Below are 21,436 nucleotides of genomic sequence, written 5' to 3'. Positions count from 1 at the left end.
TGTCTTGCTTAAAGATTGATCTGTAAATATTTTCCTGGGATATTATCATCAGGCAAAAACCAAGCGGGATTTCCGTTCGCATCTTTTCCTAATAAAGCTCCTTCGACAGGTGGTTCCTCAGCGAAATGAATTGTATTTTCCAGGATTTTTTCTTCCAATGTCTTTTCGACGGGTATGAAGTCGTGATCAAGCAGTTCTTGAATGCTTTGTTCAAATACAGCACTCGCTTCTGATAATTCTTCCGTAGTATGTGATTCGGTAATAAAGCAGGGAAAACCGTCTAGAATATGGATACCCTTTTCTCTCATTAAAGCGAAAAGGAGCTCGCTATAAGGATACTCGTCCTTGTATTTAATTTTCCAAAGGGAACCAAAACGTACAATATAGAGAGGAAGGTTATATTTTGTGCAGATATGTTGCAGCTTGTCTGTAAATCTTTTTGTTTTTTGATTCAGCTCGTCTTGAAGTTTTGGCCCGCGTTCTTTCATGTACAATAAACTAGCTTTGGCAGTAGCCAGCGCTAAGGGATGGCGAACAAAGGTGCCGGCAAAATAGGTTACGCCAACCTCTGGAGCTGAATCGTCTCCGTATTCCCAATAACCGCCATCTAGGGCGTCCATATAATCTTTTTTGCCTGCGATGATACCAATAGAAACACCGCCGCCGACAACTTTTCCATAGGTCGCTATATCTGCTTTGATGCCAAAGAGAGCTTGCGCTCCTCCAGGATGCATTCTGAAACCGGTGATAATTTCATCAAAAATCAGAACAACCTCTTTTTGGGTTGTGGTCTTTCGTAAATCTTTGAGAAATTCAATGGGCTGAAACTCTGGTCTTCTGCTTTGAACAGGCTCAACCAAAACGGCGGCAATTTCATCTGCTCTGTCTTTTATGACTTGAAGGCTTTCCTCGGTACCATAATCGAGGATCAGCATATTTTGTACTGCTTCAGGCATAATCCCCGATGCAGCAGGAAAACTCTTTAGTTTTTTGGTGCCGCGAACCAGTACCTCGTCAACAATGCCATGGTATGATCCTGTAAAGGCTACAATCAACGATTTACCGGTAACCGTTCTGGCTATGCGCATAGCGCCCAGAACAGCCTCTGAACCAGTATTACATAGACCTACACGGTCATGACCTGTAAACTCACAGATTAGCTGACTGACTTCGCCTGCAAGTACGTGCTGTGGACCGATTTCATACCCTTTCTCAATTTGATCAATCAATGCTTTTTTGAGAAAGTCCGGCTGATAGCCGAGTAGGTTGGAACCAAAGCCGTTGAGCAAATCGATGTATTGATTGCCATCAATATCCCATAGATAGCTGCCTTTTGATTTTTCTACAACGAGTTGATAGGTCATTTCCTTGGTGAGGGGACGGAAACCGGATACGACGCGCGGATCTGCCATCTGTCTTCTGTGTTGCTGGGTGTAAGCTTTGCTCTTTGCGGTTTTTTGGTTATAGCGTGTGATGAATTTTTCTAAGAATTGATGTTGGCTCGCTGAAAGATCTGCCCTTTGTTTGTCGATCTTCGCGGTAGCACCGAACGGTTTTTTCAGTTCAACGGCTTCCTCTGGCGTAATATCTGAATCTGAAGATTGATTTGATGCAACTTTTAGCGAATGACCATTATGATTGGAAGTACTGCCATTTTGAAGAAGCGAAATTTGCTGAGCTAATAAATTGATCTGTTGAGAGATTAAGCCAATCGCATTGTCGCTTGCTGTAAGGTCGGTTGCTTGTAGATTGGGTGTAGATGAAGACGGTACAAGTACATTCACTGGTACTGCTGGTATATTCGGCTGGGTATCGTCGGGCAAATTTGCATCTAAATAATCAGCTAAAGCTGATAGACTATCGTATTCCTCTGTAAGTTTTCGAAAGGTAATAGGTAGTTTAAACTCTTTCTTGAGAGTAAGTGCTACCTGGGTTAATAGAAGAGAATCAAGACCGATTTCAATAAAGCTTGATTCGGAATTCATGCCGGCTGTTTCTATGCCGGATGCATTTTCAAGTATTGATTTGATTTTTTCAATTAATTGAGTCTTTCTCATTTCGGTGTTATAATGTGGTGTCGAAATTTGATTTGTCACGGGTTGTTGAGTTTTTGGTTGTTCTGACGGTGCAGCAGATGCAGCTGACAGGGTAGTGACCGGTTCCACCCAACATTCTTTCTTTTCAAAAGCATAGGTTGGTGTGCTGACTGTTTTTCTTTTTTGATTATAATAGTATGCTTGCCAGTCGATTTCTAAGCCATTGAGCCAAGCTTGACCAATTCCTCTTAGGAATGAAACGTATTCATTCTGATTGCTTTGATGTTCAAGTGCCGCAATAGCAGTTGCGCTCTGTTTTTCAATATGTTGGCGAATTAAAGTCGTGGAACCATTCCGCGGCCCTATTTCAATAAACAAAGAGTTGGGTTCTTCTTCTAAAGCTGTTTGGACGGCATCGGAGAAGCGTACAGTTGACCGTAAATGCTTTGCCCAGTAGATAGGGTCGGTTGCATCGGAGTCTTTTAGCCAGGTGCCGGTAACGGTTGAGATAATGGGCTTTTGTGGCACATTTAAGGTCAGAGATTTTGTTAGTTCAGCAAATGGTTCAACAATCTGATCCATCATCGACGAGTGGAACGCATGGCTGGTGTGCAGTAATTTAGATACGATTTCGTTTTCTCCGAGTGTGTGTATAAATTTCTGCACAGCTTCTGATGGACCTGCTACTACACATAGATGTTGGCTGTTGATTGCGGCGAGTGATAATTCAGTCGGCAGGAACCCTTCGATGTTTTTATGGTTTGTACGAACCGCTAACATGCTTCCGGCAGCCAGACTGCTCATTAATTTACCGCGATTGGCAATGAGGTGCAATGCGTCTTTTAAACTGAAGACGTCGGCTAAATGGGCTGCTACGAATTCGCCGATGCTGTGACCGATATACCAGTTTGGTTCTGCACCTAGTGACATCCAAAGCTTAGCAAGTGCATATTCGCTTACGAACAATGCGGGTTGAGTGTAATAGGTATTGTTGAGCGTATCAATTTTGTGTTTATTCTCACTGTCAGTAAAGATGATGTCCCTTATATCTTCTCCTAATTCGGACTTCAATAACTCGGCGCATTCGTCGACAGCCTCTTTGAATATCGCTTCGTTTGCGTACAGCTCTTTACCCATATTGATGTATTGAGCCCCCTGACCTGGGAATACAAATATGAGGTTGCTGGGTTTCTCTTTTAAATTTTTAGTATCGGCCGACTGGAATAGAGGATTGAGCTTTTCGATTAAATCTTGATTGTTTGAGGCAATTGCAAATCGACGATTATTAAAGGTCGCCTTGCTGGTCTGTAGACTGTAAGCTACGTCCGCCAAATTAAGATCTGAGTTTTCTTGGATATGATCTTTGAGTTTTTCTGCATAAGCATCAACACTCTCTTGGGATTTAGCGGACCAAGTTAACAGTTCATACGGGCGACCAGCCGAGCTTTCTTTTTCTGTTTGTTGGTATTCTTCTAGTATGACATGGACATTGGTGCCGCCTACACCAAAGGAGCTGACGCCGGCTCGTCTGATGCCGTCAGATTCCCACTTGGATAATTGATCGTTTACATAAAAAGGACTTTCTTCGAGATTCAGATGTGGGTTGGGTTTGCTGAAGTTGATAGACGGTGGTAGTTCCTGATGGTGAAGCGAGAGAACAGTTTTGATGAAACCTGCAGCACCAGCTGCTTGAGTTAAATGTCCCATATTACTCTTAATAGAACCGAGGGCACAATATTGTTTCTTCTCTTGTTCTCCAAAAGCAATGTTCAGCCCTTCGATTTCAATTGGGTCGCCGATCGGTGTAGCGGTTCCATGGGCTTCAACATAAGAGATACTTGCTGGGTCAACTTGAGCATCTTCTAGTGCATTCATGATACTTGTTGCTTGGCCTTCAGAGCTTGGCGCCGTAAAGCTTCCTTTACCGCCACCGTCGTTATTGATGCCGATTCCTTTGATCACACCATAAATGGTATCCCCATCTTCTTCTGCCTGTTTCAAATCTTTTAAAAGTACAACGGCTGCTCCATCGCTAAAGACGGTACCTTTAGCATCTGCATCGAATGTACGGCAGTGCCCATCGGAGCTAAGTATGGAACCTTCTTCATATAAATGCCCGGTATTGATCGGCACATTGATGGCGACTCCGCCAGCTAAAGCAAGGTCGCACTGTCCGGTTCTAATGCTTTTTACGGCTTCAGCGATAGCGAGGAGGGAAGTTGAGCAGGCGGACTGTATGGTGACTGCTGGCCCTTTCAAATCGAGGCAATAAGCGACCCGGGTAGCGAGAAAGTCTTTGTCGCTCAAGGTAAGAACTTGGAAGTCTCCAACCCGCGCCATAAGATCTTTGTTTGGATAGATATTGTTATTGAAATAGGTATTGCTGCTTGATCCTGCATAAACGCCGATCGATTCTCCGGCACAGGATGCGTAGCCTGCCTGCTCCAACGCCTCCCATGAGATTTCAAGGAACTTTCGGTGTTGAGGATCTAACACCTCCGCGATTTTGGTGTTGATTTCAAAGAAATTTGCGTCAAAAACCTTCGCATCGGAAATAACGCCACGTGCGGCTACGTAGTCAGCGTCTTCTATCAGAGATTGCGGAAGAGAATGGTCTAGTTCCTCCTTTGAAAAGAATGTAATGCTTTCCTTTCCGTACCTCAAATTCTGCCAGAGTTCGTTGATGGTACTGGCTCCAGGAAAGCGTCCAGCCATACCTATAACGGCGACGTCTGATTGCTGGGCCGGTCTGGGTTTCCGTTTCGTGTGTGTTGTTTTTTCGTCTCTCTGGAGCTCACCGGCAAGTTTTCGGACGGTGGGATATTGATAAATTTTTGTGATTGGCAGCTTGACGTTTATTTCCGATAAGTTGGAGATCACTTTTTGTGCTAATAAGGAATTCCCTCCCAATTCAAAGAAGTTATCGTCAATACCAACCCGGTTGACTTGAAGGACGTTTTTAATAAGTGCCACCAACGTTTGTTCTAGCTCGTTTCGGGAGGCCACAAACAGCGTTTTGATTAAATCTGATGCATCCGGATTTGGCAGGTTTTTTTTGTCGACCTTGCCGTTTGATGTAAGCGGTATGCTTTCGATAGGAACGAATAGTTGAGGAATCATATAGCTGGGGAGTTTAGTAGCTAAATGATTGGTAATTGTATCGTTTTCTAGCTGTTCTTCTGTCACCAAATATGCGACTAGTCGTTTGTTGCCAGCCTGATCTTCATTGGCAAGAACAATAGCCTGGTTTATTGTCGGTATTTCGAGAAGAACAGATTCGATCTCAGCAAGTTCGATTCTAAATCCGCGTATTTTGACTTGATCATCGATTCTTCCTAGATATTCTAATTCTTTATTTTCATGCATTTTAGCTAAGTCACCTGTTCGATAAAGCCTTGCTGAAGGTTCCGAGCCGAGATGATCAAGGATAAAGCGCTCGGAAGTCAGGTCGGGCATGTTAAGATAACCACGCGCTAATCCGGCGCCACCGACATAAAGTTCTCCTTCAACTCCATAAGGAACTTGTTTTTGATTTTCATCTAAGATGTAGGTGTATAGGGTTGGAATAGGTTTGCCGATAACGCTCTTACTGCTTTCGCAATGCTCTTGACTTATTTCTTGATAAGTAACATGTACAGTCGTTTCGGTGATGCCGTACATGTTAATTAATTTACATTTTGGATACGTTTCTTTCCATTGTTTTAGTTTGCTGGGATTGAGTGCCTCCCCACCGAATATGATGAAGCGTATGTTCAAATTGGGTTTTCTATCTAAAATATGTTCTTGGAGAAGATAGAAAGCTGACGGTGTTTGGTTAAGAACGGTGACATTCTTTATCTCCAAAAGTTCTGCGTAAGCAGCGCTGTCTTGAGCCGTATTTTTAGGAATTACGATTACTTTGCCCCCGAAAAGTAATGCACCATACATCTCCCATACCGAAAAATCAAAACAGAATGAATGGAACATGGTCCAAATATCATTCTCATTAAAGTCAAATAAAGGCGAATCATTGAAAAAGAGCCTAACTACGTTCCTGTGCTCAATCATCACCCCTTTAGGTCGCCCTGTTGAGCCAGATGTATAAATGATATAACAAAGGTTTTCGGGCTTGACGGTGATTTCGGGGGAACTTTTTTCTTGTTTTTTGATTGCGCTCTGTTCCTGATCGAGTAAGATGGTTTTCGCGTTTTTTATTTCCGTGTTAGACAAGATGGTGCCACTTTCGGTAATAACGACTGTGGCCTGTGTATCTTCTATGGTATAGAGGATGCGGTCAATCGGATAATCAGGGTCAATAGGGACATAGGCTCCACCAGTTTTTAGGATACCCAAAGCGCCGATGATCATGTCCATCGAGCGGTTTAAGCAGATGGGTACAAGGGTTTCTTCGCCGACGCCAGCAGATTGTAAATAATGTGCTAATTGATTTGATTTTTCATCGAGTTCGCGATAGCTTAGGCTTTCATTGTTGAATTCGACAGCAATATGATTAGGCGTTCGGTCAACTTGTTCTTTGAATAAGTCGACAATGGTCTTGGTTTGATATGTACTATTACCCATTTTCCTTTATTTGATAAAGGAATGTTCCAGGGCCACATGAAAAACCCTAGAACATACCTTTAAAATTTTTAATAAAGGTATCTCGCTAGGGTTGGGGTATCAATACCGATTAATGGGTATTTTGGTTTTTCTGTTTTGTAAACTATTGTGAATTATAGACTTCCAGTCCTTTTTCAAGGCAAATAAGAGCTTTCTTTAAGTCGTCTTGATTCAATACGTAAGCTAAACGGACTTCGTTTTTTCCTTCACCATCACTGCTGTAGAAGCCGGTAGCTGGTGCCATCATAACGGTTTGGTTGTTATAATCAAATTTCTCCAGCATCCATTGGCAGAACTTATCGGCATCATCTATCGGTAGTTGAGCTACGATATAGAAAGCACCACCAGGAATGGGGCATTTGACGCCGGGAATGCTGTTGAGACCGTCAGCCAGCAGGTTGCGACGCTGGGTGTATTCTTCTTTAACTTCTTGGAAATAACTTGCGGGAGTGTCTACTGCGGCCTCGCCTGCTATCTGAGCTACCATTGGCGGACTAAGTCTGGCTTGTGCGAATTTAAGCGCAGCTTGGTAGACTTTCTGATTTTTGGTGATCAAGCACCCCAGACGGGCGCCACAGGCACTATAACGTTTGGAAACAGTGTCTAATACAACAACGTTTTCTTCTAATCCTTCCAAATGCATCGGCGATACAAACTCACGTCCATCGTAGCAGAACTCGCGGTAGGCCTCGTCAGAGAACAGGTAGAGGTTGTATTTTAAACAGAGGTCACGCAGGATTTCCAATTCTTCTCTGGAATAGAGATAGCCCGTCGGGTTATTGGGATTGCAAATAAAGATGGCTTTGGTTTTTGCGTTGATAGACTTCTCGAATTCAGAAATAGGTGGCAAAGCGAAACCATTCTCGATCGTAGAAAGAATAGGCCTGATAACAACATCAGCCATACAGGCAAAGCCGTTATAGTTAGCATAGAAAGGCTCGGGAATGATGATTTCATCACCTTGGCTCAGGCAAGATTGCATGGCGAAGGTAATCGCTTCCGACCCTCCATTGGTAACCAGGATATCCGTACTGCTGACTCCGTAACCTAAATGATTGTAATATTCACTGAGTTTGTCCCGGTAGGATTCAGTGCCTTCGGAAGCGGTATAAGCCCATACTTTAAAATCGATGTTCTTAACCGCATCGAGCATAATATCGGGTGTAGCGATATCAGGTTGGCCAATGTTTAGATGATATATTTTTTTGCCATTTTTCTTTGCCAAATCGGCAAAGGGGGTAAGCTTCCGAATAGGTGAAGCAGGCATGGCGATGCCTTTTTTCGAAATTTCTGGCATTGTAAAGAATGTGTTCTTAGATGTTTGTTTTATTTTTTCTGTACGACTCCTTTGATATACAGTGCTTTAACTGGTGTTTTGGCATTGGACCGTATCGTTACCATCTTAGAAAACGGACTGGCAGCGGCAGCATCAAATGTGATTTTGATTTTACCGGTTTCGCCCGGTTTGACTGGGGTTTTAGTGTATTCAGGTACGGTGCATCCACACGTAGACTCTACTTTGTTGATGATTAACGGTTCAGACCCGGTATTGGTAAAAGTGAATTCATGGCTAACGGGCGTTCCTTGAGGTATTTTACCGAAGTCATGGGTTTCTTGTTCAAACTTAAATTCTGGTGCGTCTTGAGCAATCATAGATGAAAAGCCGATAAAAGAAACGGCTATGAAAAGTAATAAAAGTGATTTTTTCATTTTAGTAAATTTTAGTACAGTAAATCAATGATTAACGTGCCTATGATCAAAAGTACAAATAATTGTTTGTTATATTTTCTTTATCTTTGATCTTTCAGATAACCATCAGTTAGAGTATAGAGCAAGAATCATGTCAGAAACCACGAATTTACTCTCAAATAACAAACTTAGCTACGAAGACTTTAAAGATCAGCTTATTAGTGATTATCTTTTAGCTTATGAAAGTCGGCAAATAAGTCTGATCGGAAGGAAGGAGGTGTTAACTGGGAAGGCGAAATTCGGTATTTTTGGGGATGGTAAAGAGTTGGCACAGATAGCTATGGCGAAGGTGTTTAGGGAGGGTGATTGGCGCTCGGGCTATTATAGGGACCAGACCTTTGCTTTTGCTACAGGCATAACAGATTATCATAAGTTTTTTGCTCAGCTGTACGCGCATCCAGACCTGGAAGCAGAGCCTTCTTCTGGAGGGCGGCAGATGAATTGCCATTTTTCTACGAGGATTATTGACGAAGACGGCGCTTGGGTAGATCAGTTACAGCAAAAGAATTCTTCTTCGGATATATCAACGACTGGCGGACAGATGCCACGTCTGTTGGGACTGGCCCAGGCTTCAAAGATATATCGGGAAAGGGAGGATCTATCGCATATGACTTTGTTTTCGGATCAGGGGAATGAGGTGGCTTTCGGCACGGTCGGGAATGCGTCTACATCGGAAGGTGTATTTTTCGAAACGATTAATGCGGCAGGGGTAATGCAGGTTCCTATGGCGATTTCTATTTGGGATGATGGCTACGGTATATCGGTTCCTAATTCTATACAGACAACAAAAGGGGATATTTCAGAAGTATTGAGGGGATTTCAGCGTGATGAGAAGGGTGAAGGATATGAGATATTTAAAGTTAGAGGCTGGGATTACCCTGCGTTGGTGGCTACTTATGAGCGTGCAATACAGATTTGTCGGGAGAAACAGATACCAGTGATGATTCATGTGACGGAAATGACGCAGCCTCAAGGGCACTCGACATCAGGATCACATGAGCGTTATAAGTCGGAAGAAAGACTGGCTTGGGAGGAAGAATTTGATTGCATCAAAAAGATGCGGGAGTGGATCCTGGATACGGAAATAATTGATCAGGAAAGCCTGGAAGAGCTTGAAAAGGAATCGAAAGCGAAGGTTAAAAGTATACAAAAACAGGCATGGGATGACTACATCGCTGTTTTTGAAACGGAAAAAAGGGAAGCGGTACAGCTTGTAACGGATTTGAACGATGATGAAGCAACGGCGCTGGCAGAGAGCTTGCGGACGTTTCATGAGCCTTCTCTGAAAGATATTTACGGTGTTGTGCGAAAGGCTTTACGCGTGACTCGTCATCAGGGTTCGTCTCAAAGAGAAGAATTAGTCAGCTGGTATCAGGAACGAAGTGAAGTAAATTTTGACCGCTTTCACTCAAAACTTTTTACGGAAAGTAAAGATGGAGTTGATTTTATTGAGCGTGTTGATCCTCAATATAATGACGATGCGAAAAAGGTAGATGGAAGGGAGGTGTTGAATGCTTGTTTCGCTGCCAACTTTGCACGAGATAACCGTTTATTGGCTTTTGGTGAAGATGTGGGGGTGATCGGTGATGTGAACCAGGGTTTCGCGGGATTGCAAGCGAAGTTTGGTGAAGAGCGGATCTTTGATACGGGGATTCGGGAGAGCTCGATCATCGGGCAGGGGATCGGTCTGGCGTTACGGGGCTTGAGGCCCATTGCGGAGATCCAATACCTGGATTACCTGATTTATGGGATTACTGCGTTGAGCGATGATCTGGCATCGTTGAGTTACCGAACGAAGGGTGGACAGAAAGCCCCGGTGATTATTCGTACCAGGGGGCATCGATTGGAGGGGATTTGGCACTCGGGCTCGCCAATGGCAATGATTTTGGATACGCTCAGAGGATTGCATATTTGTGTGCCAAGAAATATGACGCAGGCCGCGGGTATGTATAATACACTTTTCCGATCGGATGAGCCGGCATTGATGATTGAGAGCTTGAATGGATATCGCCTGAAGGAGGCACTACCGGAGAATGTGGGTGAGTTTACGGTGCCGCTGGGCGAGGCAGAGTTAATAAGGGAAGGAAGGGATGTTACAGTGGTGTCTTATGGGTCTACGCTGCGTGTGGTGGAAGAGGCTGCTCCGGAACTGGAGGAACTGGGTATATCGATTGAGATTATCGATCCACAGACGTTGCTTCCATTTGATAAACATCAGCTTTGTGCTAGATCACTTGAAAAGACGAACCATCTGCTGATCGTAGATGAGGATATGCCAGGCGGAGGGTCTGCTTTTATATTGCAGCAGATTCTTGAACAGCAAAACGGTTATTTTCATTTGGACGGTCAGCCAAGGACACTAACAGCGCACGAACATCGTCCGCCGTATGGTACGGATGGGGATTATTTTACGAAACCATCGAAAGATGACGTTATTGAGGCTGTATACGCAATTATGCATGAGGCAGATCCTCAGCAATATCCGGCGATTTTTTAAGATAAAATAGATGAGCAAATATAAGTTAGGCGACTTTGTTCGCTTGGTGGAGGAAAGTGCCGAAGGCTACATTACTCGTATCATCGATGAAAATATGGTGGCAGTTACGGGAGAGGATGGTTTCGAGATACCTGTACCGGCTTCGAAGGTAACATTGGTCCACGGTCGTATGGAACGGGAGGATGATCAGGCTTTTCAAACAGAAGCTGTGAAGAATGAGAAGTTTATTCATGAGGGGGTGTATTTGGCTCTTACGAGTGAACAGAAGCAGGGCTTGGTAGAATTCTGGTTGGTAAATGAGAGTTCATATCATTTATTGCTTGCATTTAATTCAAAAAAGAATAAGACGGTCTTGGGTGAATTTCATGGTGAGTTGAAACCTCGCTCTGTAGTAAAGATTCACGCCGCGAATTCGGTCTCCGTCGGAGATTGGCCATTATATAATTTTCAGGTTATTTTCTTTTCGGAACAATCGTTGGATTATAAAGAGCCCCTGATCGTTGATAAGAGGGTTCGTCCGGTGGATATATCTACTTCAAAAAAAGAGGTAGGTCTCTTAGGTAAAAAAGCTTGGCTGTTTCAACTGGATGAGAAGAATGAGCTGGAGGTCGATAGGCTAAAAGAACATTTTATTTCTCATCGACCCAAAAGATGATTACGTTTCCGAACGCAAAGATCAATATCGGTTTGCAGGTAACCGGGAAGCGCCCTGATGGCTACCATGAGCTGGAAACTGTTTTCTATCCTATCCGTTTATGTGACGCATTGGAAGTGATTGAGGCAGAGGATAATGCTATTTTTTTAACGGGAATGAAAATGCCTGAAGATACGGAGAATATCTGTGCGAGGGTATATTCACTATTGCAAGCAGATTTTGATTTGCCTCCTCTTCATATTCACCTGCATAAGGCGATACCCATGGGCGCTGGATTAGGGGGCGGTTCGGCTGATGCGGGTTTTCTCATCAAACTTTTGAATAAGCGTTTTTCTCTGGGTATGAATGTGGAGGATATGCAAGCTTGTGCCCGTCGCCTAGGGGCTGATTGCGCTTTTTTTATTGAGAACGAACCTGCCTTTGCAAAGGCGCGAGGTGATGAGTTTGAAAAGATAGAGCTTGATTTGAGTGCTTATCAAATTATTGTTGTAAAGCCAGATATACATATTTCTACTGCTGAGGCTTTTAGTAATGTTTATATAAACAATGAAGGAAGGCAATTGCGGTCGAACATAAAGTTGGATGTCAGTGAATGGCGCGAGGTAATTGTAAATGATTTTGAGCGATCGATCATCAAAAAATATCCTGTGGTGGAAGAGATAAAGGATGAACTGTATCAGAAGGGTGCAATATATGCTTCGATGAGTGGAAGCGGGTCTGCTGTTTTTGGTATATTTGAGGAGCGGGTAGCGTTAACCGAAATGGAAGGGCGTTACTTAATACGATATTGTTGATATAAATTTTTTAGAATATGAAGAAAAAACTTAATAATCCGATTTGGGTTATGAGCTCGGCTTTTGATCAGTTAAATTTAGAGCAGTTGATTGCGAAGACTTTGGAGGTGGGTGCTCAGGGGATTGATCTGTGTGTTTTTAGAAAGGACGGGACGAGAGAGGATCATACGGCTACACATTTGGAGTATGAGGGTTTCGGGACGGAGGATGCGAAGAAGCTCATCGATACATTCAACCAAAATAAGCTAGGGCTGTCTTTAGGGGCTTTCGAAAACATGATCGGAGGGGATGAAGCGGAGCGTGTAAAAAACCAAAACCATTTGCTTAAACTGATCCGTATAGCCCATCTGCTCGGTGGGGATGAGAACAACGTGAAGGTTGGAGCTTTTGTGGGTTATAATCATGAACTGGGCAATCAGGAGAATGGTTTTCAGAAGAACCTGGATGAATATTACCGGGTTTTTAATCCGATCATTAAGTACGCAGAGGACCTGGGGGTAACCGTGGTATATGAGAACTGTCCGATGGAGGGATGGCGTGAGGCTGGTTATACAAATACTTTTAATAATCTTCCGGGAGTGCTGGCTGCCAGAAAGTTAATGTACGCGATGATTCCGAGTAAAGCCCATGGCGAAATCTACGACCCTTCGCACGATGTGTGGCAGAATACGGATCCGGTAGATGTCATTAAAGCAAGTGATATTGAAAGGATTCATCGAATCCACGTGAAAACAACGAGAAACCTGAAAACGAAAGCAAGAATCGATTGGGGGGGATGTATCCTATGCAATTAGTCAATGCTGATCTGGCAAAGAAGGCGGATGTGGCTGTACCTCAGCATAGTTGGGATCGTCATCACTATGAAGCTATGTTGCCGGGTTTTGGGGGCTCGGACAGCATGGACTGGAGGGCCTTTGTAGATCTGCTGACGAAAAAAGGTTTTGATGGGCCGTTCGAGATTGAAAATGAAGCTAAAAATTCAAAAGAGACGGCGAACTTAGCGGCTATATCACAGGGTTATGTAGCTGCTATTAGTTTTTTGAAGCCAATGTTGTGGGATATATCAGACAAGGAAGGATATGCTTTTGCTAATCATCAACCTTTGTCACAGCCGGGGCGAGCAGATGTGCCGGTAGTAGCTGTAAAAGATTTGTTGTAACTCGTTTTTTTTTGAAAACAATTAAATGTTTTCCTTGTTGAGATTGTAAACAGTTGATTTATACGATGAACAAACAAGTTAAAGCAATTAAAAAAACATTTAAAAGAAAAAATAAGATGAGCAAAAGATCGAGTTTAGCAGGATTTGCAATGATGGGCTTGGCAGCAGGAGCTGCAGCATGGTATTTCTTTGGAACCAAAGATGGCCGGAAATGTCTGGACAAAGCTATGGAGACTTTTAACGATTTTTCAAGCACGGTGAAGGAAAAAGCTAGTGAGGGAATGGAGCGTGCCTCGGAATATGCCGATAAGGCAAAATCGAAGGCAAAGAAGAAGTATGCTGAAGGAAAGGAGAAGTTGGAAGATACGGCGAATACGGTTAAAGATAAAGCGAATCGCCTGAAAGATGACGCGGAAGATCTGGGTAGGAAGGCTGCTCATAGTGCATCTGATCTAGCTGATGACGCTGCAAACAAAGCGAATAAATATTAATATGTAGATTACTAAATGTAATTATTCTGTGGTTTCGCTAGTCAAAGTTCGACCTGAGTTGTATCTTTGACAAAGATGAACTTCTTGACGCAGATACGATATTTAGTATACAAAGAAATGCTGTTGGAGTGGCGATCAAAATACGCCCTCAACAGCATTTTGCTTTATGTGGTATCGACAGTATTTGTGTGTTACCAGGCTTTTCGAAGCGTGGACGGAACGGTCTGGAATGCATTGTTCTGGATTATTTTGCTTTTTGCATCAATTAATGCAATTGCGAAGAGTTTTGTACAGGAGAGTAAAGGGAGGCAGCTGTATTATTATACATTGGTGAGCCCGCATGCAATTATTCTTTCAAAAGTTATCTATAATGTGATATTGATGCTGGGGCTTTCGGTCTTAGCATTTTTTGTTTATTCGGTGGTGTTTAAAAATCCACTGGGGGATCCGCCTCTTTATTTTTTGTCGGTTGTATTAGGGAGTATTAGTTTTGCAACTGTTCTAACGATGATTTCGGGTATCAGCGCAAAGGCGAATAATAGTGGTACTTTAATGGCTGTCCTGGGCTTCCCGGTGATAATACCTTTATTGATTGTACTGATTAAACTATCAAAGAATGCGATGGACGGGCTGGATCGATCGGTTAGCTACGATGAGATCATTGTTTTGCTAGCAATAAATGCGATCGTAATTGCGGTTTCTTTGTTATTGTTTCCTTACATTTGGCGTGACTAGTATCATTCATGACTAGTATTATTAAGGTAACAGTGATACGTTTTTTAATAAATAGAGTTAAATGAAAGCTTATTGGTGGAAAATTTTAGGTGCAGCGATCGTGGCTTATACGATTGTTTCCGGGATGCTAGGGAAAGTTCCTGCTTTGCCGATTTTACACGAGAGTATCCGGGTGGTATATTATCATGTACCAATGTGGTTTGCGATGTTGTTGATGTACCTGATTTCAGTGATATACAGCATCAGATATCTGAGTTCAAGTAAGCCAACCGATGACTTTATAGCGGTGGAAAGTGTGAATGTGGGGCTAGTTTTTTGTGTGTTTGGTTTGGTAAGCGGTATGTTGTGGGCAAATATAACCTGGGGCGACCCATGGCCGAATGATCCAAAGTTGAATAGTTCTGCGATTGCATCATTAATGTATTTAGCATACGTAGTACTGCGGAACGCGTTGGACGAAGAGCAGAAGCGCGCGAAGATTTCGGCTATCTATAATATTTTCGCTTTTCCGATTATGATCGTTTTGCTTTTTATATTGCCGCGGATGACGGATTCTCTGCATCCGGGAAATGGTGGTAATCCGGGTTTCGCCGGCTATGATATGGATGGGACGATGCAGTGGGTCTTCAGGCCGGCGGTATTGGGTTGGATGTTGATCGGAGTGTGGATGATGACCTTGAGATACAGGGTCAGAAAGTTGGAATATAGGGAAAATGAATCCATTTAGTTTTTCCTTTGATTAATCAAATTGATAGCTAGAAGGGTACGCTGTTTGAAAAAACGTAGCAAACCTTTAAATAATTTTGTTCCTAATAATAAAAAAACGATTTTTTGATGAAAAAAGCATTTCTTTTAATACTGTTGACCAGTTTAAACTTCTTGGCTACATTTGCTCAGTCAGGTAGTGGCGTTGAAATGGCTACCGGTCTTCGTAGCTCTGGAAAGATCTATGTGGTGGTTCTTGTTTTATTAGTAATTTTCATAGGCTTTATCATCTATCTGATCACGATTGATAGAAGGATAGGTAAACTGGAGAGGAAAAACAAGAAACTTGATAACTAAGTCCTTGATTCCAATTAAATTAATCAATAAGTAATCAAAATTTATGGCAAATTCGATAGCACTAGCGAAAGAACAACCTCATTTTTTTCATGATGTTAGTGAATTCTTTAACCGAGCGGCACAATTTACAAATCATGACGCAGGCTTGTTGAATCAAATTAAAGCTTGCAATAGCGTGTATCGTTTTCAGTTTCCCATTAAAAGGGATAACGGAGGGTTGGAAGTGATTGATGCATGGAGAGTCCAGCATTCGCATCATAAAACACCGACAAAAGGTGGAATTCGCTATAGTGATATGGTGAACGAAGATGAAGTGATGGCGCTGGCGGCATTGATGAGCTACAAATGTGCAATTGTGAATGTTCCATTTGGTGGAGCCAAGGGTGGGATAAAAATAGATCCACGCCAGTACTCTGTGCGAGAGCTGGAGAATATTACGCGACGTTATACTGTGGAGCTGATTAAGAAAAATTTTATCGGACCAGCAGTTGATGTGCCTGCCCCTGACTATGGGACGGGCGAAAGGGAAATGAGTTGGATTGCGGATACCTATCTGGCAATGAATCCTGGACAACTGGATGCTCTGGGATGTGTTACGGGTAAACCATTATCATTGCACGGAATTGCTGGACGTCGCGGAGCTACCGGGCGTGGGGTCGCGATTGCGATACGTGAGTGTGTCAGTGTTGCGGAAGATATGAAGAAGATTGGTCTGACGCCGGGTATAGAAGGTAAAAGAATCATCATCCAAGGGTTGGGGAATGTAGGGTACTTCTCTGCAAAAGTGTTATTAGAGTTCGGTGCGATTATCGTTGGGATATGTGAATTCGATGGTGCCATTTATAATGCGGATGGATTAGACCCGGATGAAGTGTTGCAACATCGTAAGGAAACGGGCTCAATTATGAATTTTGGGAAGTCACAGAAGGAGTTCTCATCACCGGCGGAAGGATTAGAGCAGGCTTGTGATATCTTGGTTCCTGCAGCTTTGGAGAATCAAATAACAGAAGAGAATGTGAAAAGGATTCAGGCAAAAATAATAGCCGAAGGTGCGAATGGACCAACGACACCCGCTGCAGCTGACATTTTTGTTGAAGGCGGTCGAGGTATGATCATCCCGGATATGTTCTGTAATGCGGGAGGAGTAACGGTATCTTACTTCGAATGGTTAAAAAATCTTTCGCATATCGCATTCGGCAGAATGGATAGAAGATATACGGAAACTGCAAACCTGAATATTGTAAATATGGTGGAAGGAGTGACCGGTGCTTCGTTGACTGATGAGCAGCGTAAGATTATTGTAAAAGGCGCATCGGAAGAGGAACTGGTGAATTCAGGGTTGGAAGATACGATGATACGGTCATATCATGAAATACGTGAGGTATATGTGAGCAATGACCAGATTCCGGGTTTGCGGACAGCGGCATTGGTGGGTGCTATCAATAAGATTGCTGAATCTTATAAAAATATGGGCATCTGGCCATAGGAAGAGTATCTAAAAAAACGAACTATATATATCAAATAAAGGAGGGGGTGTATGATGAATACACCCCCTCCTTTATTTGATATATAGTCCACAAGTTTGTGTTACTTGCTTTACTATTATTGCTCTTTCGGGCTTAAATCTAGAGGCTTCTTTACTTTCTCATCAAGCAGAGCTAATTTAATTACTTCATTCATCTCATCGACATAATGGAAGTTTAGATCCTTGATGTAGTCTTCTTTGATTTCTAATATATCTTTTCGATTTGATTTCGAAAGGATGATCTCCTTGATGTTTGCTCGTTTCGCTGCAAGTATCTTCTCTTTGATGCCGCCGACAGCCAATACTTTGCCACGCAGTGTAATCTCGCCGGTCATCGCGAGATTTTTCTTGACCTTGCGCTGTGTGAAAACGGAGGCCAAGGCGGTTAGCATGGTGATTCCCGCGGAAGGGCCATCTTTCGGGGTAGCACCGGCGGGGACGTGAATGTGAACATCCCATTTGTCGAATACAAGCGGATCGATGTGGATCTCCTGGGCATGCGCGCGAAGATAGGCCATAGCTATAGCTGCAGACTCCTTCATAACATCGCCTAGATTTCCCGTTAGGGTCAATTTGCCTTTGCCCGGACTTAAGCTGGATTCGATAAAAAGGATGTCGCCACCTACCTGTGTCCAAGCCAGTCCGGTAACAACGCCCGCAACATCATTATTCTCGTAAAGATCTTTGTCATAGATTGGTGCACCGAGGATGTCTTCGATTTCTTTATTGCTGATTGATGGGCCGATGGGATCTTCCATGACAATATGGGTGGCGACACCGCGAACTACAGAACCGATTTTCTTCTCTAATCCGCGTACACCCGATTCTCGTGTATAGTCTTCAATGATTCTTTCAATGACATTGCCTTTTAAGCTGATGTCTTTTGCTTTGAGACCGTGCTGCTCTCTTTGTTTAGGAAGCAAATGCTTTCTAGCTATTTGTATTTTCTCCTCTATGGTATAACCATTCACTTCAATGATTTCCATACGATCAAGTAAAGCAGGTTGAATGTTACTCAGCGAGTTGGCCGTGGCGATGAACATGATGTTGGAGAGGTTAAAATCGACCTCTACATAATGGTCATAAAACGCATTGTTTTGTTCCGGATCTAACACCTCTAATAGGGCAGAGGAAGGGTCGCCGCGGAAATCACTCCCGACCTTATCAATCTCGTCTAACACAAACACCGGATTGGCTGATTCTGCTTTTTTAAGTGACTGGATGATTCGTCCGGGCATGGCACCAATATAAGTTTTTCGATGACCACGGATATCCGCTTCATCACGCACCCCACCCAAGGCCACGCGAACATATTTGCGACCAAGAGCAGACGCAATGGACTTTCCTAAAGATGTTTTACCGACACCGGGTGGCCCTACCAGACAAAGGATCGGAGCCTTCATGTTGTTTTTCAGCTTTAAAACAGCCAAGTATTCAATAATACGCTTTTTGACTTTCTCCAAACCGTAATGGTCTTTATCAAGTACTTTTTGAGCTCGTTTTAAATCGAAGTTATCTTTGGTAAACTCGTTCCAAGGCAAATCCAGAAGAACTTCGAGGTAATTAAGTTGTACGGAATAATCGGCCGCGGCTGGGTTGATTCGTTGTAGTTTTGCGAGTTCTTTTTGGAAGTGCTTTCGAACATCGGTATCCCATTTTTTCGTTTTCGCTCGTTTTTCAAGTTCTTCTATCTCTAAATCAGGTGTGTTACCGCCTAGTTCTTCTTGAATGGTCTTGAGTTGCTGGTTGAGGAAATATTCGCGCTGTTGTTTGTCCAGATCAACGCGCACCTTGTTCTGAATCTGATTTTTTAGTTCGAGTACCTGTAGCTCGACAGTTAGTTGCTGAAGCAGCCGCTTGGCTCTTTCCTTTAAGCTTTTTAACTCTAAAAGTTCTTGTTTGAAGGCGAGATCAGCATTGACATTTGAAGAGATAAAGTTGACTAAGAAAGCTGGGCTTTCAATGTTCTTAATAGCAATCCCCGCCTCACTCGGTATGTTGGGTGATAACTGGATGATCTCCATTGAAAGTTCACGTATTGAACTTAAAATAGCATCTAACTCTTTGCTGGTACGATGTTTGGCTTCCTTAAACCGTTCGACTGTCGCTTTAATGTAGGGCTCGGACTGAACTTCTTCTTTCAGGGTAATACGCTGCTTGCCTTGGATGATGACCGTCATGTTGCCATCAGGCATTTGTAAAATTTTTATAATCTTGGCGGTGACACCTACTTTATAAAGCTGATCGAACGTAGGATCTTCAGTTTCGGTCATTAATTGCGTGGCAACACCGATCAGTTTGTCTCCTTTGTAAGAATCTTTGACGAGGTTGATGGATTTGTCTCTTCCGACAGTAATAGGAATAACGATGCCTGGAAAAATAACCATGTTCCGCAATGGAAGGATAGATAGAACATCTGGCATCTCAGCGGTATTCATTTCATCCTCGTCTTCTTGAGATAACAACGGGAAAAATTCAGTTTCTTCATCAATTAGTGGAAGAACTTGGTGGAAATCGAATGGGTTTTTGTAACTCATAGAGTCTGTTGATTTATCTTGTTTATATAGAGGTGAACGTCTGACATAATGGCCGCTAATACCTCTATTTATTATATTATATGATTAAACTACTATACACGCAAGCCTTATGCCAATGGCTGAGCAGCAGATAAAGGCGACAAATTTTCTGTCCCAAGTCAGCTGCCTGAATAATTTTCGGTATTGTTTTTGCAATCTGCTTGAGAAAAAATAAAAAGAGTTAGTTTTTAATCAATAGCTTTGAGTGGAAATGACTAACTTTAGATTAGGTTAAAAATTAAGCAAGAAAATTATTTTATGAAAGTTAATTTGGATAAGATTCGCAGAGCTGCGAAGAAGACAGTACTTATTGGAATGTTACTGATGGTAGGAGGCTTTGCGTTCGGACAAAGTGCACAAAATATTGAAAGCTCTAACCCTTATGTAAAACTTGGACAGAAAGCATTGATTGATGGTGACTTTAAAGCGGCTGTAACTAATTTAGAAAAGGCACTGCCGGATGAAAAGAATAATCTGGATTTAATGTATATGCTAGGTTATTCACAATATCAGATCGGTGAGTATAAAAAATCAATCGAGTCATTCTCTGCTGTTCTGAACGGCAGACCTGACGATGTGAACGCTTATTATTATCGTGCGAAGGTTTCAAATACGTTGGCCGCCGATCCGCAAACAAAATTGAATGATAAGCAGCGCGCTGATCTATTAGAGTCAAGTATTGCTGATTATAATAAAGCTATTGGATTAGATGATAGTGATATGAAGCTGTATCAGAACCGAGCTATGGCTTATAGGGATTTGGGGAACTTGGTCGGCACGCCAACTTCCAAGAATTATAACAAGGAAGCGGCAGCAACTTATTACGACGGATCTATTAAGGATTTGGAGACAGTTTTAGCAAAAAATCCATCGAGAAAGGATTTGAATCTGGAGTTGAAAAAACTGAAAGTATACCGCTCTAGTTTATAATCGGTTATAATTATACAAAAAAGCCCGGTTGACATTCCGTCAACCGGGCTTTTTTTATTATTTAAATTTTCCGGTAACCAGGTATTGATTACTGCCAATTACGCGGACATCTTGTTTTTTTTCGATACGGTAAAGTGAATCGGGCGAGTAATATAATTTTTCTTGACTGGTGTACAACTGGTTGGTTACTTCATTTGAAATGGTGATAGCAGCTACCTTTTCGTCTTCCATATTGATAACAATTTTCTTTGTTCTGAGATTAGGATCGGAAGTGATATAAACGGTACTATCTCCCTCTTCACGTACCTGGTAGCTCGAGGTCCATGCAGGTTTGTTTATATCGGATTCAATAAAGAGACTCAGTTCTTTTTTCCAGTCTTTGATTGTAATGTTTTTACTTTCTGTTTCTTCACGGTTTCGCGTAATTTCCTTGTGTACAGGGTTGGAATTTCCCGATAGTCTGACCGCTTCTTCTTCAAAAAAGCCCTTTATGTCAAAATAAACTTCTGTTTGAAGGTTTTGAGTAGTTTGCTCACTCTCCCCGCAAGAACTTAAAAGTCCAATTACAAGACAGAACGGAAGAATACGTTTACGCATATGTTTTTACTTTTGGCTCGTCTTATACTTT

At 42.6% G+C, this 21,436-nt stretch carries 16 protein-coding genes; 11 read left to right on the top strand and 5 right to left on the bottom strand.

The window, feature by feature from the left end:
• Positions 1–8: 8 nt before the first annotated feature.
• The 3 genes from D3P12_RS13390 to D3P12_RS13380 form a co-directional block, all read right to left on the bottom strand.
• A complete protein-coding gene (locus D3P12_RS13390) occupies positions 9–6,596 on the bottom strand; it encodes a polyketide synthase (protein WP_118196304.1) in 6,588 nt (2,195 codons plus the stop codon).
• A gap of 142 nt (positions 6,597–6,738) precedes the next feature.
• Positions 6,739–7,932, bottom strand: a complete 1,194-nt coding sequence (locus D3P12_RS13385) for a pyridoxal phosphate-dependent aminotransferase (RefSeq protein ID WP_118196303.1) — start codon at positions 7,930–7,932, stop codon at positions 6,739–6,741.
• Positions 7,933–7,961: 29 nt separating this feature from the next.
• Complete coding sequence (locus D3P12_RS13380) at positions 7,962–8,345, bottom strand: DUF1573 domain-containing protein (protein WP_118196301.1); 384 nt, start codon at positions 8,343–8,345, stop codon at positions 7,962–7,964.
• A gap of 130 nt (positions 8,346–8,475) precedes the next feature.
• On the opposite strand from D3P12_RS13380, the gene D3P12_RS13375 reads away from it, so the two are divergent.
• The 10 genes from D3P12_RS13375 to D3P12_RS13335 all read left to right on the top strand — a co-directional run bounded on the left by D3P12_RS13375 (position 8,476) and on the right by D3P12_RS13335 (position 17,263).
• Entirely contained in the window at positions 8,476–10,881 is a 2,406-nt protein-coding gene (locus D3P12_RS13375) for an alpha-ketoacid dehydrogenase subunit alpha/beta (RefSeq protein WP_118196299.1), read from the top strand.
• A 10-nt stretch (positions 10,882–10,891) separates the two neighbouring features.
• Entirely contained in the window at positions 10,892–11,536 is a 645-nt protein-coding gene (locus D3P12_RS13370) for a DUF2027 domain-containing protein (protein WP_118196297.1), read from the top strand.
• A complete protein-coding gene (ispE, locus tag D3P12_RS13365; RefSeq protein ID WP_118196295.1) occupies positions 11,533–12,330 on the top strand; it encodes a 4-(cytidine 5'-diphospho)-2-C-methyl-D-erythritol kinase in 798 nt (265 codons plus the stop codon). Before D3P12_RS13370 ends, ispE begins: the two co-directional genes overlap by 4 nt.
• A 17-nt stretch (positions 12,331–12,347) precedes the next feature.
• Entirely contained in the window at positions 12,348–13,124 is a 777-nt protein-coding gene (locus tag D3P12_RS13360; protein WP_245977454.1) for a sugar phosphate isomerase/epimerase family protein, read from the top strand.
• A complete protein-coding gene (locus tag D3P12_RS15595) occupies positions 13,115–13,489 on the top strand; it encodes a hypothetical protein (RefSeq protein WP_245977453.1) in 375 nt (124 codons plus the stop codon). Before D3P12_RS13360 ends, D3P12_RS15595 begins: the two co-directional genes overlap by 10 nt.
• Positions 13,490–13,605: 116 nt before the next feature.
• Positions 13,606–13,980 (top strand): YtxH domain-containing protein, encoded by a 375-nt coding sequence (locus D3P12_RS13355; RefSeq protein ID WP_157970351.1) that lies wholly within the window; start codon positions 13,606–13,608, stop codon positions 13,978–13,980.
• Between the two features lie 75 nt (positions 13,981–14,055).
• On the top strand, positions 14,056–14,715 hold the full coding sequence (locus D3P12_RS13350; RefSeq protein ID WP_118196291.1) for a heme exporter protein CcmB: 660 nt from the start codon (positions 14,056–14,058) through the stop codon (positions 14,713–14,715).
• A 61-nt stretch (positions 14,716–14,776) separates the two neighbouring features.
• Positions 14,777–15,442, top strand: a complete 666-nt coding sequence (gene ccsA / locus D3P12_RS13345) for a cytochrome c biogenesis protein (protein WP_118196289.1) — start codon at positions 14,777–14,779, stop codon at positions 15,440–15,442.
• Positions 15,443–15,549: 107 nt separating this feature from the next.
• Positions 15,550–15,777, top strand: coding sequence for a CcmD family protein (locus D3P12_RS13340; RefSeq protein WP_118196287.1), 228 nt, complete (start codon positions 15,550–15,552; stop codon positions 15,775–15,777).
• Positions 15,778–15,820: 43 nt separating this feature from the next.
• Complete coding sequence (locus D3P12_RS13335) at positions 15,821–17,263, top strand: Glu/Leu/Phe/Val family dehydrogenase (protein ID WP_118196285.1); 1,443 nt, start codon at positions 15,821–15,823, stop codon at positions 17,261–17,263.
• A gap of 116 nt (positions 17,264–17,379) precedes the next feature.
• Here D3P12_RS13335 and lon read toward each other — a convergent pair whose 3' ends face one another.
• The gene (lon, locus tag D3P12_RS13330; RefSeq protein WP_118196283.1) at positions 17,380–19,839 is read right to left on the bottom strand and encodes an endopeptidase La; all 2,460 of its coding nucleotides are present in this window, start codon (positions 19,837–19,839) and stop codon (positions 17,380–17,382) included.
• 297 nt (positions 19,840–20,136) lie between these two features.
• Between lon and D3P12_RS13325 the strand changes: the two genes are divergently transcribed.
• Complete coding sequence (locus tag D3P12_RS13325; RefSeq protein ID WP_118196281.1) at positions 20,137–20,808, top strand: tetratricopeptide repeat protein; 672 nt, start codon at positions 20,137–20,139, stop codon at positions 20,806–20,808.
• Positions 20,809–20,865: 57 nt separating this feature from the next.
• Here the strand turns inward: D3P12_RS13325 and D3P12_RS13320 are convergent, their stop codons facing one another.
• Entirely contained in the window at positions 20,866–21,405 is a 540-nt protein-coding gene (locus D3P12_RS13320; protein ID WP_118196279.1) for a hypothetical protein, read from the bottom strand.
• Between the last annotated feature and the right edge of the window lie 31 nt (positions 21,406–21,436).

It is taken from the genome of Pedobacter indicus, from assembly GCF_003449035.1.
Taxonomy (GTDB): Bacteria; Bacteroidota; Bacteroidia; order Sphingobacteriales; family Sphingobacteriaceae; genus Albibacterium; species Albibacterium indicum.
This window is presented reverse-complemented; position numbering and strand designations above follow the sequence as displayed.